Source organism: uncultured Haliea sp. (assembly GCF_963973825.1).
GTDB lineage: Bacteria > Pseudomonadota > Gammaproteobacteria > Pseudomonadales > Halieaceae > Haliea.
In genome coordinates this window covers 46,463-61,253 of sequence record NZ_CAXBAE010000012.1, presented here as the reverse complement: position 1 = coordinate 61,253, position 14,791 = coordinate 46,463, and the positions used below count along the sequence as shown (strand labels likewise).

Here is a 14,791-nt window from a genome sequence, read left to right as displayed (position 1 = left end):
CCGTTTCCTCAGCGCTGCGTGAACATCGGGGGACGCTGCGCGGTCAGTGGCGCGGCGCACTGATATGCGTAGCCCGCCTGCAACACCCGGGCATCATCAAACTTTGCGCCGACCAGCTGCAGGCCAATCGGCAGGCCCTCACTGCAGAATCCACAGGGCACGGACAGGGCCGGCTGCCCGGTCATGTTGAAGGGATAGGTGAAGGGCGTCCACGTGGGCCAGCGCGTGCTCGGCCAGTCCTCAGGCACCTCCCGATTGGTTTTGAACGCCGTAATGGGCAGAGTCGGGGTCAACAGCAGGTCGTATTTCTGGTGAAAGCTCGCCATGCGTTCGCACAGCGCCGCGCGCTCGTTCATCGCCGCCAGGTAATCCAGCATGGACAGCCGCGCCGCCTTCTCTGCAACGCTGACCAGTTGCGGGTCCATGAGCTCCCGCTTGCGCGCCCCGAGGTCGCGCATTGCATTCGCAGCGCCGCCATAAAACAGGTGGCCGAAAGAGCCGAGGGGATCGCTGAAACTCGGGTCCACCTCGACGACCGATGCGCCCAGGCTCCGGAACACCTGGGCCGCCTCGCGCAGGCTCGTCTCCACCTCCCGGGTAACTTCGACATGACCGAGATTGGGGCTGAACGCAATCTTCATGCCGGCGACCCCGTCGCGCAGCGTGGCCAGGTAATCGATGCCTCGACGCGGCACCGCATTGGCGTCCCGGTGATCCGCTTCGGTGATCACATTCATCAGCAGGGCGCAGTCCTCAACCGTCCAGGTCATCGGGCCGGCATGGGCCAGGGTGCCGAATGGACTGGCGGGCCAGTGCGGCACTTCCCCAAAGGAGGGCTTGTGACCGACAATGCCGCAAAACGCAGCTGGAATGCGTATCGACCCTCCGGCATCGGTGCCGAGGCCGATAGGCCCCATGCCCAAAGCCACGGCGGCTCCGGTGCCACCGCTTGATCCGCCCGCGGTTTTCTCGGGATTCCACGGGTTGTTGGTAGGACCACACAGCGGACTGTCGGTCACGCCCTTCCAGCCAAACTCCGGTGTCGTGGTCTTACCCAGCGGCACGTAGCCGTGGCGCTCGAGAGCCGCCACACAGGGCGCGCGCTTGCCCAGCGTGCTAGCCGGGTCGATCGTGCGGGACCCTTTCAGGGTCGGCCACATCGGTGTCAGGAACACGTCCTTCACGGCAACCGGCACACCGTCGAGCCCACCCAGCGTCGCACGGTTCCGATAGCGCTGTTCCGAGGCCCGGGCAATCTCAAGGGTGGTTTCTTCATCTACCAGGCAATAGGCATTCACCGCCGGATCCAGGGACCGAATCTGGCCGAGCATCGCCTCGGTGGCCTCTACCGGGGAGAGGCTGCCATCACGGTAGCGGGACAACAACTCCATCGCTGTCATGGCGACAATCTCATTACTCATGCGACGCTCCTGCACCGGCGAACTCATGGACATCGTTAGACGACGTCCCACGACCGTATGCCGCGCGCATCGGCAGTGTCAACCCGTGGGGTGGAAATAACCCCACCCAAGGAGGCATCCCGGCAAGAAAGTGCTTTCGAAAACAGCCTCTAGGGCGTGTACCAGATGGGAGACGTCCATGCCCGCTCCTGGATAAACGGGGGCAGATCCTCACGTGGAGGCACGCCGAGGGCGCGGGCGTCGTAGGTGGACCAGCGCGGCGTCGGTATCTCCAGCACACGCACGTAGTAGAAGGCCGGCTGACTCGCGTCGAAGTCGGGATCCACCCAGATGGATTTCAACTCCACACTGCCAATGCTGTTGCTGTAGGTGGCCGCCGCAACATCGACGGTATTGCCCACCGCCGGCAGCGCCCCCGTGGCGGTCAGCTCACGCTCCCCTGACCAGGCGACGTTGTAGATCCTCTCCCTGGCCTCGCCTTCCTGCACCCAGCCTTTCACCACCTGGATACGATCCAGGTTGGCACCATCGGCCTCCTTCATGGCCGCAATCACCAGGCTGGGGGCCCGGCCCTCCGGGCCGGACTGCAAATACCCTCCCATGGGGACACCGCGAGCATAGGCGCTGGCCACCCAATCAGGAGCCTGCAACAGATCGGGCGCAAAATCCCAGCCGGCAAACAGGCGAACGGTCATCCGGGTACCCGAGGTACCGTAGGTTTCCCTGCGCGACATGGCGGCAAAAATGTCCTCCCGCGTGTTGGCATCCGCCCAAACCGCCGCGACACCCCCCGAGCTGAACTGTCGCACCTGCCGATTGTTGTCCTCGTTGGGCAGTGGCCCGTTGAGACGACTCTGCGGACGGTTTTCAACGGCAAACTTGCCAGTGTGGTTATCCTCCTCAATGGAGGCGGCGGAATTGTGCGAATCCGAGTCCCCGATCACACCATACCTGAACGGATTACCGCGTCCCTCCGCTTCCATTGCCACGCCGTCGAGCAACGCCTGGCGCAGGAAACTGCCTGCACGCTGCGTAGGCCGCTCGGGAATTGCAGACAGTGTGTAATCCCATTGCTCAAAGGCGGCGAATTCGTCATTGGGTGACAACTGCGGGTGGGTTTCCGAGGTGCCCTTGATCTGACTGATTTCATAGAGCGATTCATTGCGCGTGCGGGCCTCTACATACGCCGCATCAAATGCCTCGCCAAAGGAATCACGGAGGGAAAACATCAATCCGTCGCTGGCGTTGCCGTTGTGGGGAATTGCCATCAGGGTGGCTCCGTCGGCCCGTGCAGCATCCATGTAATCCCAGAGGTCCTCTGGACGCGTCGAGTCGGCTGTCGAGAAAGGACGCTCCGGCACGCCCTCACCGGACTGGAAGACGACGACGCGATGCAGGTTGCGATTGTCCGGCGCGGAGGTCCATTCAAAGGCCGGGAACGTGGTGAACACACCGGGGTCATAGTGCGCATCGGCGATGTCGATGATCTCCTTCCAGAGGTTGGCGGCCATGAGCGGGTCGTTCAGTTCGGGTTGGGGCACACCGCGGTTCAGGTCGTCGAGCACGGCTGCAAAGGCTGCGAAGGCTTCCGCGCGGTCGGGCGAGGTTATCCTCTTGGCAATCGGAAGCTTACTGAAAGGGCTCTCCGGGTCGCGCATCTTGACGAATACGCCCATGTACTCGGCGTGCTCCGAAACGGCGTAAAAGTCCAGGGGAGTGCGTATCTGCATCGGACCACCGTTGCCGCCCCCCGGAATTGCCTCCCCCTTCGCCCAGCGGTAGGCATCATCAGGACCGGTCATCGCACCGTTGGCAAAGCCGTCAAAGGACCACGCCGTGTGAATGTGTACATTGCCAAAATAGACGTTGCGGGCTGTGCTGCCATGCACGACAGATGGCGAGGGCTTCGCGTCTGGAGCCGTTGCGCCAGCTGTTTCTGCGATCCCGCCGAGTACGGTCACAGAGCCCAGCGCTGCCAGCGTTGCAAGCAGACGCATAGCCCGGAGTCTCTTCGATACCATGATTAATTCCCCTCTCCGAGAACAGCGTCGCATGCATACGATACCGCAATCCTGTGCATCCAAGGCAGCAAAAAAAGACGCATAAACCCCGGTACAGTTCCAGTTTGATGGAGCGCACCGCCTTCTGAAAACGCTCTCGCGGATTCGAGTGAACCCCCATTCCGTCAACCGGACGGTATGGGCTTGGCTGCCGGAGCCAGGGTCAAACTGCCGCGTTAATCTGTTTTTAATCTTTGCGAAAGGTGTTTTTCAGAGACGCCCGCTAGTATTTGCCTCGGTTAAACGTAACCAGTAAAGGGAGCTTATGAAAAACATCAAACTTGGATTGATCGCTCTGTCTGTGGCCGCGGCATCGCAAAGCACTTTCGCATTCGAGCAAGGCGACATCATCGTGCGTGCCGGGCTTGCCAATGTGTCACCTGACGACTCCTCGTCAAACATATTTGTCGGTGCGGACCTCGGGGTCGACCTGGCGGTCGGCGACGATACCCAACTCGGCCTCAACCTCGCCTACTTCTTCACGGACAGGCTGAATGTCGAAGTGCTGGCCGCTACGCCGTTTACCCACGACGTTGACTTTGGCGTCAGCGACCCCCTGGGTACGGGCAATCGCTTGGGCGAAGTCACCCACCTTCCGCCCACGGTTACCGTCAACTACTACTTCAACGCCCCGTCCAGCGCCTTCCAGCCCTACATCGGCGCAGGACTGAACTATACATTCATTTTCGATGAGGAGTTTACCGGCCCGAACGCGGACGCGGGGTTGGCGAACCTGTCGCTGGATGACTCCTGGGGTTTCGCCGCACAAGTCGGCGTTGACTACATGGTCAGCGACCAGTGGTTCGTCAATGGATCGGTACGCTGGATCGACATCGACACCGAGGCCTCGTTCACCCTCAACGGGGCACCTGGACGCGTGGACTCCATCGAAATTGATCCGATGGTGTACACCCTTTCCATCGGCTATCGCTTCTAGCGCGCAGGAAGACCTTGACCAACGGACTATTTTTCTCGTCACATACCATCCAACACAGGAGTTAGACCATGAAACTTAAAGCAGCCGCAGGTATTTCCGCACTCGTTCTGGCCTCCAGCCAGGCCTTCGCAAGCGCCGTCGTAGTGAATCAGGGCCTCTCGGAGCAGGAGGTGCTGGCGGCACAGAAGGGCTGGTGCCAGGCGCTGGTCGATATCAGCAAAACCCACGAGGAGAAAGGCCAGGCAGCCGCCAAGTCACTCGCCAAGAACGTCATCGATGCGGCTTACGGCTATCAGATGGGTGCAGTTCTGTTCAAACCCACATTGACCGTGAAACCGCAGACTTTCCGTCCCACCAGTGAAGGCGCGCTGTCCTATTTTGTTGGTGGCGACCCGAATTTCCCCAGCGATACAGGCTTCGCGCTCAAAGGCTGGCAGAAGTGCGAGATTGACAACAACGCCGTATTCATCGCGGGTGACAGTGCCTCCACAATTGGCAAGGTGCATTTCACCGGCAAAGACGGCAGTGTGACGTCAGTCGACAAAACCTGGGGCTTCGTGAAGGATGACGCCGGTGATGTGCGGATCGTGCTGCACCACTCCTCGCTGGAATACCAGAACTGATCTAACCACACGGCTTTTTGCCGCGGTAAGAGCGGCAAACATCCCGGCAGCGCCCGCCTCCACGCGGGCGCTTTTTTTCGTGCCGACTTCGCAACTGGCGCCTCGCCGCTCAGACCTCCGGGCCTTCCCGTAAGGCAAGCCGATACCCGTTGCCCCGCAATGTCTGGATCGCGATATCTGCGTCGGTTGCCAGTTTGCGCCTCAGGCGGCTGATATAGACATCGACAATATTGGTTTGCGGATCGCTGTGCGTTTTCCAAACACGGTTCAGGATGCGTTCCCGCGATAACACCTTTCCCTGATTTTCGGTCAGGTAGATCAGCAGCTCGAATTCAATCTTGGTCAGCGACATCTCCGCGCCCTTCACCCGCGCGACCCGTTCCTCCCGCTCCAGCACCAGCGTGCCGACCTCCAGCGTGCTCCGGCTGTCACGCGGCACTGCCCCGGCGCGCCGTTGCAGCGCCGTGATGCGCGCCAAAAATTCGTCGAAATCGAAAGGCTTGCACAAGTAGTCGTCAGCACCCTCCTGCAGGCCCCGGACCCTTTCGCTGACATCGTCCAGAGCCGTCAACATCAGAATCATGGGTGGCTCAGGCAAGGCCTTGATAACACTGATAATCTGCAGGCTATCCTGTGAACCGAAGAGGCGGTCGAGCACCACGATGTCGGGCGAGTGCTTGCGCACGGAGGGTACTACGTCATGCAGGTCAGTCAGTGTGGTGCAGGCGTGACCCTCGGCGCGCAATCCGCGTGCCAGGAAATGTAGCAGCGGTGCTTCGTCGTCGGCCAGAAGAATACTCATGACCGCCGCTCAGTCGGCAGGGTAAAGGAAAAACAGGAACCTTGTCCCTGCACCGACTCAACCATAATCTGACCACCGTGCGCCTCCACGATGGCTTTTGCGATGGATAAGCCGAGGCCCAGGCCCTGATTGTGCTTGCTGAAACGCACGAATCGCTCAAATATATTGTCCACTTCCGCCGCGGAAATGCCGCCGCCTGAATCCCTCACTGAGATCGTAACCATCTCCTCCCCGGCACGAGCTGCAATTTCCACCGGTTTACCTGCCTCTGAATACTTGGTCGCGTTGTCCAGCAGGATGGACACCACCTGCTGAATCCGCGGTTTGTCGATCGCCAGCGGGACATTGAGCAGCTGGGGTTCAACAGACAGGGTATACGCACGCTCGGTATTGAGCTTCTGCCACTTGGCCACTTCCTGCTCAAGCAGCGGCTCCAGTTCATTATTGCTGAACTCCAGGTGCAGTTGACTCATCTCTGCCCGCGTCAAGAGCAGCAGGTCATCCACCAGGCGGCTTAACTTGACCGATTGGTCCAGAATCGCGCGCAACGTCTCTTTAAAATCCGTTTCGGAGGCCGACTGCAACCGCAGCGTAACCTGCGCCTCACCCCTGATGATGGTGAGTGGGGTCCGCAGCTCGTGCGACACATCGGCGATAAACTGCCGACGCCGCGAGTCGATCTTGGTCAGCTGCAGGTTCGCCTCCGTTAACTCACTCGTTCTCTGCTTCACATCAAACTCGAGTTTCTGCCGCGATTCCAACTCCTTGGCTTCATGCTCCTGCAGACGCACCGCCAGCTGATTGATGGACATCGCCAGGGCCTGGAACTCATCGTCCAGGGTAACGGCTATGGGGCTATCGTAATGCCCGGAGGCGATGGCATTGGTAGCCCCCTGAATCAATACAAGCGGTTGGTAAAGCTGGTTGAAGAGCCAATAGCAGCCGTAGATGATCAATGGCAGCGACAAGCCAGCAAGGCCTATGGTGAACCAGACGATAACAATGTTGAGCGTATCTATCCTGGCATTGATCGCGGCAACCACACGGCTCTGCCGTGATACAGCGGCGTTGATCGACTCTCTGAACTCGTCATCAATCGTCACTTCAAGCAGGTTGCGCAGCTGTTCCTGCTGATTGAGCGGCAGGCCATTGCTACTGACAACCACCGCCTGGAATTCACCGATAATATGATCAATAAGACGCACAAGCTCGTCAGTGTCCTCGACGCTGCCCTGCGTGATAGCCACACCCAGGGCTTCCCGCTGTTCAAGTTCCAACTGACGAATCCTGTCGAGCGATTCCCGGATCGCAAGCTGCTTCTTGCGCACAAAAGCCTGATTGGCGTTGCGACCGAAAATCACTTCATCCGTAAGTTGCTTGAAAAGGCGATAGGAGGTGCCCGCCAGCTTCTCATGTTCGACAAGCAGGGACTGGGCAATGGTGCTCTGGCGGAGATTGTCGCGGGTGAGGTGCGCCGATATCGCGGTGCTGATCAACGCCACCAGCAGAATAAACGCTGTGGTAAACCCGAAATAGAAGAGCTTTCGTTTATACATGAGTCGGTTGCCGTGTGAAGCTGACCAGACTATCGTTGGCGGGCGCTGAAACAAAAAACGGCTGGCTCATGATGGGCCAACCGTCTGATGTTTAACGAGTTTTTGGCGCGCCTGGCACGATTCGAACGTGCGACCGCCTGGTTCGTAGCCAGGTACTCTATCCAGCTGAGCTACAGGCGCGTTGAGGGGCGCTACTATAGGTATCGATGCCCTGTTCGTCAAGTCCCCCGGCCCCAAAAACACGTCAATTGCCCAGCACCCCGCCCGCCACCGCGCCGCGGGACGGCGTGTCGACCAGAACGCCCGGGTTCATCATGCCCTGCGGATCGAGCACGGCGCGAGCGCCGGCGAAGGCTTCGCGGAACAGCGCTGGCACCTGCTCGTCGTAGCCCGCTGGACGATGATCCCGCCCCACGGCGTGGTGGTGCGTCACCGTGCCGCCAAGGCCGGTGACCGCCGCGTTGGCGGCACGCTTGATATGGCGCCAGCGGTCCAGCATCGCCTGCATGTCACCCTGGTCGGTGCCTCGCGCATAGAAGGTGAAGTACGGTGCAGGGCCATCGGGGTAGACGTGGGTAAAACGGCAACTGAGCAGGCCATCTGCCCCGGTTGCTTCGCGGATGGCGCGCTCCAGTGCAGCGCGCACACCGGTGTAGAAAGCGTCGAAGCGGTCCCAGGTGATCGCGGTCTCGAAGGTATCCGCCATGACGCCACGGGGTGTCAGGTAGTTGCGATAATAGGGCGCACGCAGGAACTGGTCGCGCCAGGTGCCCGCTGCGCCCTGCCGGTGCTCCGCCCCCGCGCTGTCATCCTGGCCGCGCAGGGAGCGCTGCGCCGCCTCGGCATCCCAGCGCCCGCCGTGGTCTGCCATCAACTCAAGCGCACGCGCCAGCCAGGCATCCAGCGGGTGATCGGCGGATTCAAAGGCCAGCACAAGCAACGCTGTGGTGCCGTCACCGACACCGTTCAGCAGCGCTTCCGCCGGGTCCAGCAGGCGGCAGTTGCTGGGAAACAGCGCTGCCTGGCTCACGGCGCGCACCGCTCGGGTGGCTTGCGCCATATCGGGGAAGCGCACGCTGGCCGAAGCGCGGTAGCGCGGGCGGTCCTGCACCCGCATCCAGGCGCGGGTGATAAAGCCGAGTGTCCCCTCGGAGCCGATCAGCATGCGGTCGGGGGACGGGCCAGCGCCGGAACCGGGCAGGCGGCGCGTTTCCAGCACACCACGGGGGGTCAGCATGCGCAGGTTCTCGACAAAGTCGTCGATGTGCGTGTACTGGGTGGCGTAGTGGCCGCCGGCGCGAGTCGCTATCCAGCCCCCCAGGGTGGAGAACTGAAAGCTCTGGGGGAAATGCCGCAGCGTCAGCCCCGCGGGTTTCAAGGCCGCCTCGAGCTCGGGGCCCAGGGCGCCCCCCTCGATCAGCGCCGCCCGGCTGCTGCGGTCAATATCCAGCACGCGATTCATGTATTGCAGGTCGACGGACAGCACGCCGTCGTAGTCGCCCCGAATATCCGCTTCGACACCACCGCAGACGCTGGTGCCGCCACCGAAGGGAATCACCGCGGCACGCACACTGTTCGCCCAGTCGAGCACCGCTTCGAGTTGCGTCTCATCGTGCGGGAATACCACCTGATCCGGCACTGCCGGCACCGTGCGATGCAGCAGGCGCAGGCTGTCGGCAAGCGACTTGCCCAAGGCATGGGACAGGCGGTCGTAGAGTGAGGCGGAGCAGATGTCCTGCAACGACGCGGGTGGCGTGATACGTGGCGCGGGTAGCGTGAAATCCGCCAGCGTCGGTGCGGCAACGGGGGACCCGCCCCCCAGCAGCGACACCAGGTCAGCCAGACGCGTTTCCTCGTCCGCATCCAACACCTCATCGGCGTAACCCCAGCCCCAGAAGCGCAGCGCACGCCGATGGCCGAGGGTTGCAGGCGAGGCGCTCACGTCAGCGGATAAAGCCTGTGCTGGATTCCATGTAGAGACGCAACGGCAGGCTGCCGTCGTCTTTCAGGTGGATGATCAACCCGTAGTTGTCGTTGTCGTAGTCCGCCACCCACTCGTAGCGGAAGTCCGGCAGTATGTCGATGGGCTCGGGACGGCGCCCCACCACTCTCACTTCCTCCAATGCGCCGGGGTCAAACGCCACACGCGCCTTGGGAATAATCAGGGTGACCTTGCGCTCGCCGGACGTCTCGCCGGGCTCCACATTGCCGACGGTGATACCGGAGTCGGCATCAAGATGGCCTTTCACCAGCTGCAGCCAACCACTCTCGGTGATCGCCTTGTCGGCCCAGGACACCGGGGCCGCAAGCATCATACAGAGCGCACTCGACAGACAGACAGAACGAACCAGCATGATGACCTCCAGCGTGCCGTGCGAGGAAGGTGGGGCAGTTCCTCAAGGCCGGGCCAAAACGGACCGGACAGAACTGCCCCGCCGACAGTTACTGCATGGCGTCCTTGACGGCCGCATTGGCGTCGTCAGCCATCTCGCCGGCTTTTTCCTTGGCGTCGTCCATGGCCTGCCCTGCTTCATGCTGCATGTCTTCAGCGGCCTGACCTGCATCGTGCATGGCGTCTTCCGCCATCTGCTCGCCGTCGTGCATGGCATCGTCCATGGCATTGCCTGCCTCGTCCATTGCGTCGCTGGCTGAGCTTGAAGCGCTGTCCATGGCATCGCCAGCGGCATCTACCGCGTCGTCCATGGCATCACCGGCTGCGTCCATGGCATTGCTTGCTGCTTCCGCCGTGGCGTTGCCCGCCTCTTCCGCTTTCTCCGCCACCGTGCTCATGGCATTGGAAGCCGACTCGCTCACCGCCTCGGCGTCTTCCTTGCTGCACGCAGAAAGACCGAAGACCATCATCGTTGCCAGTACGGCACCCGCTACTTTTTGTGTTTTCATACAATCACCCCTTGATTTGGTTGTGTTGTCGCGTCCGCACAGGACCCCTTGAGACTACACAGCTCGCGCTGCGGAGTAAAGCCGGACAAGCGCCCGCATGCACTTCGGGCCTACTCCGCAACAATATCGCCGCGCATGGCCGCCAGTCGCTGCAACAGCGCGTTCTGCGCGCCGGTGGCGATTCGTTCCCGTTCCATGACCCGGATGAGATCATCGACGAGACGGTTGAACTGGGCGGAGGTGACAGCCAGATGGCGGTGCGTTTCACGCATGCTGTCACCCGTGTAAACGCAGGGACCATCACTGACCGCGCAGAGCTGCTCGGCAAGTTTGTTACGAAAACGTTGAATGTCGGTGTCGGCGAACAGTGCGCGAATCTCCGCGTCTTCTGCTATCTCCCACAAGAGGCCATCGACAATCCTGTCTATCCCCGCCTGCCCGCCCAGCTCTGCGTAGAGCGACTGCGGCGACTGCACCGACTGCGCACAGCCTCCAGCCAAAAGGGTACAGGCCAACAGGACTTTCAACGCGTTCGACATCAATGGCTCCTACTGGCTCAGCTGAATTGACAGGTACCAACCGCTCTGGTCCTCCAGTCCCGCAATGTCGCCCAGCTCGGTCCAGGCGAGCACAGCGGCGACACGCGTGTTCGGGAACCAGCCGAGGAAAATATCCGCCCAGTCGTCCTCGGCCACGGCCTGCAGGCCATTGGGCTTCTGCCGATACTCGGCGCCGATCACCCAGTGACGATCAATAAACAGACCGGCGCTGAGCTCGGCGACCAGTTCGCGCTGCTCCGCAAAGCCCAGCAAACCGGTCTGGTGCGCCGCCGTCCAGCGCAGGCTGCCGTTGGCAAACACATTGCGCCCCAAGGCCTCATTGAGCCAGAGTTTGCCCACGGCGAGGTACAGGTCCGTGCCGCTGTCCCGGGCCGCTCCCAGGGCCTGCGGTACGGCCATGTCGCGGTTGCGCTTGTACTGCAGGCCCGCCGTCAATTGCGGTGCGCTGCCGTAGATGAAGTCCCCCGCCAGTCGCACCTTTGCCCCGAACACGTCCTGGCGAATCGCGAGGCCCAGCGGCTCAACCTCGAGATCCTGACGGCTGACGCTGAATTCGAGGCGGTTATCGAACCCCAGGCTGGCACTCTGCGTGTCCAGCTGGAAATCGTCGACCGAAACTCTGCTCAGGCCCAGGGCACCGCCCCATTCACCCAGATCGCCGTAGCCGCTGATAACCGCCCAGGGCGTGATGCCGCCACCCGCCTGCCCTTCTATGCTGTTCGCGCCACCCGTCGCCAGCAGGCGGCTGCCGGCCTGTGATGCGGCGGCCAGGCACAATGCCAGCGCCGCAACGAGCGCGCGCACAGTCATCATGCCGGCTCTCCCCGAATGGCCAGCACCGGCACAGGCAGGTCACCCAACCAGGTTTCCAGGTCAGCTGCCGACATCGGCCGGGCGATGTAATAGCCCTGCACGGCGTCACAACCCATTGCCTGCAAAAGACGCAGGGAGGCGATGTTCTCCACACCTTCCGCAACCACCTTCAGGCCCAGGTAGTGCGCCATCTCAATGGTTGAGCGGACGATCTGCTGGTCGTCTTTATCCTGGTCCAGCCGCAGCACCAGGCTCTTGTCGATCTTGAGCTCCTGCACCGGCAGGGTTTTCAGCTGCGCCAGGGATGAAAAGCCCGTGCCGAAATCATCGATGGCCAGGCGTATACCCACTTTTTCGAACTCGCGAATGTTGGCAAGGGCGAGGTCCATATCCGACATCATCATGGTCTCGGTAATCTCAAACACCACCGCACTGCTGTCCAGGCCGGAGCTGGCCAGCTGGTGGATCGCGTGGCGCACGAAGTCCAGTTGCAGGATGTCAGCCCCCGACAGATTGATACAGACGGTGAGTTCAAGCCCGGCGCGCTCCCACGCCTGGATCTGGCGCAGCACCAGCCTCAGCACAATCATGCTGATATCGGTGATGATGCCGGTCTGTTCCGCCACCGGAATGAATTCGTCGGGATATACCTCGCCCAGCTCGGGATCGTTCCAGCGCATCAGCGCCTCGACCTCCAGCACACGGTGATCCGCCATGTCGTACTTGGGCTGGTAGACCATGCGGAAGTTCTCTGCATCCACGGCGGCCTGCAAACGGTGCGCCAAAGTAATCTGGCGCAGGTGGTTTTCATCCTGTCCGATTTCATAGAATGAGTAGCCGTGCTTGACGTTGCGCGCATTGCCCAGCGCAATCTGCGCTCGGCGCAACAGCTCCTCGAACCCCTGCCCGTGCTGCGGTGCGAAGACGAATCCCAGCAAGGGTTCAACACGCACCGGGATGCCATCAATCGACAGCGGCGAGGCGAAGTCAGCACGCAGCTTGTCCAGTACCACGTCCACGCCGGCATGGGTCAGCGCGTCGAAGAACAGCAGGATCTGGGAGTCGGCGATACGGGCTGCCATATCACCGCGGCGCAGGCTGCTGCTGATGCGCTCTGCCACAGCCTGCAGCACGCTGTCGCTGAAGTCATTACCGTACAGATCCGTCAACTCACGCAGATTGCCGAGTTCCAGGAGGCCCATGGCGTAGTCGCTTGCTGCATTCGGCTCCGACAGCCGGCTGTTGAAGGCGCTGGCGATATAGCTGCGATTCGGCAGGCGGGTAAGCAGATCATGCTGGGCCTGATACCGAATGCGCGCCTCCCGTTCCGAGACGGTGTCCTGCATCAGGTTCAGCGTTTCGGCCAGCATGCCGAACTCGGCGCCGGAGCGCAGCTCGATGCGGTGCGTGTAATTGCCATCTGCGATACGGCGGGCGGCACGCACCAGCGCATAGATGGGCTGGGTCACGCCGCGGGCAATGAGCAGCGCGGTCAGAAAAGCCAGCAGCAAGGCCACGCAGCCAATGATGATCATCTGCTGGCGCAGCGGCGCATAGCTCTGCAGCGCCTGCTCCAGCGATTGCGAGAGCAGGGCCGTCAGGCGCGCATCGCCCTCATTGAGCAAGGTGACTTCGCGCGTTACCCAGCGCGCCTGCGCCAGCGCCGAGGTGGGTGCAGACTCGGGCTGGGCGAGGGCCTGAAGTTGTGTGCTCAAGGCCTCCGGCAGCGTGGAGTGCAGCATGCGCGCCGGCTCCCCGCCGCTCTGCGCCAGCAGTGTAATCTCGGCATTGGTCAGCGAACGCAGCGCTTCCAGCATCGACTCGTCCACCGCTGTACCCAGGCCGACCCAACCCATCAGGTCGGGCGCAAACACCGGCACCAGGACCAGCTGAAAGGGTTCCCCCTCAAACAGCGCCAGTATGGCGGCACCGCCGGTAGCTTCCTCCCGCAGGACGTCGGCGGCGCTGGCTGGCAGGCGTTTGACATCGTGGGTACTGAGCAGGATGTCGCCGTCCCGGGACAGCATAACGACCAGGTCCGCGGCAATGCGCTCCCCGTGGTTCGCCAGCACGCTGAGCATCGTTGCCTGTTCACCGGTAGCAATCGCGCGCTTGAACGCGAAATCCGCAGCCAGCACCTGTGCCCTGCCGCGCAGCTGTTCCCGGTCGACTTCCAGCAGGGAGCGAAACACCCGTTCCACAACTTCCAGTTCGTCGCGCACAATGCTCTCGACCGCCGTATTGGAGGCGCGCATGACCGCCAGCAGGCTGCTCGCCAACGTGACCGCGAGGAGCCCACCAATCAGCAGCAGCAGCTTATTGCGAAAGCTGATTCGCATCGCGGCTAAATCGTTTCAGCATGTTTTCCAGTTCGGAGTCTGACTTGCTGCCCTGGGGGTCCTGCCAGGCCATGGGCAGCTCGAGGGCAAGCGAGCCAGCACCATCCGCCGGCAGCGGGAACTGCAGCGGTGTGGACAGCTGCGGATGCCACACTTCAATGGCTGTCGCGGCCCCTTCCCAACGCAGGGTTGCACTGCCCTCTGTGTCAGTCACTACCGCACTGGGATTGGCGCTGACGTAGAGGTAGGCCTTCATGCTGTCGTGGATATTACAACCCAGGGTCACCACACCCGGGGCATTGAACGCCACCGGCGGGGCGTCGTTGGCGCGGAACAGCTTAAGCTCGAAGGCATTGCCGGGGGAAAAGGAATAGACATGGTGGCGAGTGTCGTCGCTGTTGGGAAAGGTCACCTCCGTGCCGGGGGCGATGGTGGTGACCAGCGGGTCAAAGCGCCGTTCGCGCTGATCCACCGTGGCGCCCCCTCGCGGCACCCCAGGCAGCGCCTCGACACCCGGCACCGTCAGCACTGCGAAGGGAACGGGTTGACCGTCACTGCCCGCAAGCTGCACCTGCAACTCACCGGCGATCACCTCGCCCAAACACAGCACACACCCCAGCGCCATGAAAAGCCACTGCACTACACCAACTCGCATACGTCCAAACCGTTGATTCCAGAGGGGCGATGATAGCGCATTCCTGCGCGATTTCGCGTGTACCGGGCGAGAAAATCGCAGCCGCCACTGCGTGGCGCCGGGTTTTGCGAAAGCGCGCAGGAGC

The 14,791-nt window shown here is 61.9% G+C and carries 13 protein-coding genes and 1 tRNA gene; 2 read left to right on the top strand and 12 right to left on the bottom strand.

Going from position 1 to position 14,791, the window contains the following annotated elements; translation table 11 throughout:
• Window positions 1–8: 8 nt before the first annotated feature.
• Together AACZ17_RS13685 and AACZ17_RS13680 are read right to left on the bottom strand one after the other, a co-directional pair.
• Window positions 9–1,421, bottom strand: coding sequence for an amidase (locus tag AACZ17_RS13685; protein ID WP_339638508.1), 1,413 nt, complete (start codon window positions 1,419–1,421; stop codon window positions 9–11).
• Between the two features lie 149 nt (window positions 1,422–1,570).
• Window positions 1,571–3,418, bottom strand: coding sequence for a DUF3604 domain-containing protein (locus AACZ17_RS13680; RefSeq protein ID WP_339638507.1), 1,848 nt, complete (start codon window positions 3,416–3,418; stop codon window positions 1,571–1,573).
• A gap of 328 nt (window positions 3,419–3,746) precedes the next feature.
• Here AACZ17_RS13680 and AACZ17_RS13675 point away from each other — a divergent pair, with 328 nt between their 5' ends.
• Together AACZ17_RS13675 and AACZ17_RS13670 are read left to right on the top strand one after the other, a co-directional pair.
• Complete coding sequence (locus AACZ17_RS13675; protein WP_339638505.1) at window positions 3,747–4,418, top strand: OmpW family outer membrane protein; 672 nt, start codon at window positions 3,747–3,749, stop codon at window positions 4,416–4,418.
• A gap of 68 nt (window positions 4,419–4,486) precedes the next feature.
• Window positions 4,487–5,041, top strand: a complete 555-nt coding sequence (locus tag AACZ17_RS13670; protein WP_339638503.1) for a hypothetical protein — start codon at window positions 4,487–4,489, stop codon at window positions 5,039–5,041.
• Between the two features lie 109 nt (window positions 5,042–5,150).
• On the opposite strand, the gene AACZ17_RS13665 is transcribed toward AACZ17_RS13670, so the two are convergent.
• The 10 genes from AACZ17_RS13665 to AACZ17_RS13620 all read right to left on the bottom strand — a co-directional run bounded on the left by AACZ17_RS13665 (window position 5,151) and on the right by AACZ17_RS13620 (window position 14,667).
• Window positions 5,151–5,843 carry a response regulator transcription factor gene (locus AACZ17_RS13665; RefSeq protein WP_339638502.1) on the bottom strand — a complete coding sequence of 231 codons (693 nt, stop codon included), beginning with the start codon at window positions 5,841–5,843 and terminating at the stop codon, window positions 5,151–5,153.
• Window positions 5,840–7,399, bottom strand: coding sequence for a HAMP domain-containing sensor histidine kinase (locus tag AACZ17_RS13660; RefSeq protein ID WP_339638501.1), 1,560 nt, complete (start codon window positions 7,397–7,399; stop codon window positions 5,840–5,842). The genes AACZ17_RS13665 and AACZ17_RS13660 overlap by 4 nt, the downstream gene beginning before the upstream one ends.
• A gap of 103 nt (window positions 7,400–7,502) precedes the next feature.
• Window positions 7,503–7,579, bottom strand: a tRNA-Arg gene (locus tag AACZ17_RS13655).
• A 64-nt stretch (window positions 7,580–7,643) separates the two neighbouring features.
• Window positions 7,644–9,341, bottom strand: a complete 1,698-nt coding sequence (locus tag AACZ17_RS13650) for an FAD-binding oxidoreductase (RefSeq protein ID WP_339638500.1) — start codon at window positions 9,339–9,341, stop codon at window positions 7,644–7,646.
• Between the two features lies 1 nt (window position 9,342).
• Window positions 9,343–9,753 carry a hypothetical protein gene (locus AACZ17_RS13645; protein WP_339638499.1) on the bottom strand — a complete coding sequence of 137 codons (411 nt, stop codon included), beginning with the start codon at window positions 9,751–9,753 and terminating at the stop codon, window positions 9,343–9,345.
• Window positions 9,754–9,841: 88 nt separating this feature from the next.
• On the bottom strand, window positions 9,842–10,300 hold the full coding sequence (locus AACZ17_RS13640; protein WP_339638497.1) for a hypothetical protein: 459 nt from the start codon (window positions 10,298–10,300) through the stop codon (window positions 9,842–9,844).
• A 110-nt stretch (window positions 10,301–10,410) separates the two neighbouring features.
• Window positions 10,411–10,839 (bottom strand): group 1 truncated hemoglobin, encoded by a 429-nt coding sequence (locus AACZ17_RS13635; protein ID WP_339638496.1) that lies wholly within the window; start codon window positions 10,837–10,839, stop codon window positions 10,411–10,413.
• 9 nt (window positions 10,840–10,848) lie between these two features.
• On the bottom strand, window positions 10,849–11,673 hold the full coding sequence (locus AACZ17_RS13630; RefSeq protein WP_339638495.1) for a DUF3034 family protein: 825 nt from the start codon (window positions 11,671–11,673) through the stop codon (window positions 10,849–10,851).
• Window positions 11,670–14,012 (bottom strand): EAL domain-containing protein, encoded by a 2,343-nt coding sequence (locus AACZ17_RS13625; protein WP_339638494.1) that lies wholly within the window; start codon window positions 14,010–14,012, stop codon window positions 11,670–11,672. Before AACZ17_RS13625 ends, AACZ17_RS13630 begins: the two co-directional genes overlap by 4 nt.
• The gene (locus AACZ17_RS13620) at window positions 13,990–14,667 is read right to left on the bottom strand and encodes a methylamine utilization protein (protein WP_339638493.1); all 678 of its coding nucleotides are present in this window, start codon (window positions 14,665–14,667) and stop codon (window positions 13,990–13,992) included. The genes AACZ17_RS13625 and AACZ17_RS13620 overlap by 23 nt, the downstream gene beginning before the upstream one ends.
• Window positions 14,668–14,791 lie beyond the last annotated feature (124 nt).

Coding starts and splice junctions, on each gene's coding strand:
- AACZ17_RS13670 (WP_339638503.1), top strand. CDS start 4,487: ATGAAACTTAAAGCAGCCGCAGGTATTTCCGCACTCGTTCTGGCCTCC.
- AACZ17_RS13680 (WP_339638507.1), bottom strand. CDS start 3,418: ATGCGTCTGCTTGCAACGCTGGCAGCGCTGGGCTCTGTGACCGTACTC.
- AACZ17_RS13630 (WP_339638495.1), bottom strand. CDS start 11,673: ATGATGACTGTGCGCGCGCTCGTTGCGGCGCTGGCATTGTGCCTGGCC.
- AACZ17_RS13685 (WP_339638508.1), bottom strand. CDS start 1,421: ATGAGTAATGAGATTGTCGCCATGACAGCGATGGAGTTGTTGTCCCGC.
- AACZ17_RS13625 (WP_339638494.1), bottom strand. CDS start 14,012: ATGCGAATCAGCTTTCGCAATAAGCTGCTGCTGCTGATTGGTGGGCTC.
- AACZ17_RS13620 (WP_339638493.1), bottom strand. CDS start 14,667: ATGCGAGTTGGTGTAGTGCAGTGGCTTTTCATGGCGCTGGGGTGTGTG.
- AACZ17_RS13640 (WP_339638497.1), bottom strand. CDS start 10,300: ATGAAAACACAAAAAGTAGCGGGTGCCGTACTGGCAACGATGATGGTC.
- AACZ17_RS13665 (WP_339638502.1), bottom strand. CDS start 5,843: ATGAGTATTCTTCTGGCCGACGACGAAGCACCGCTGCTACATTTCCTG.
- AACZ17_RS13675 (WP_339638505.1), top strand. CDS start 3,747: ATGAAAAACATCAAACTTGGATTGATCGCTCTGTCTGTGGCCGCGGCA.
- AACZ17_RS13635 (WP_339638496.1), bottom strand. CDS start 10,839: ATGTCGAACGCGTTGAAAGTCCTGTTGGCCTGTACCCTTTTGGCTGGA.
- AACZ17_RS13645 (WP_339638499.1), bottom strand. CDS start 9,753: ATGCTGGTTCGTTCTGTCTGTCTGTCGAGTGCGCTCTGTATGATGCTT.
- AACZ17_RS13660 (WP_339638501.1), bottom strand. CDS start 7,399: ATGTATAAACGAAAGCTCTTCTATTTCGGGTTTACCACAGCGTTTATT.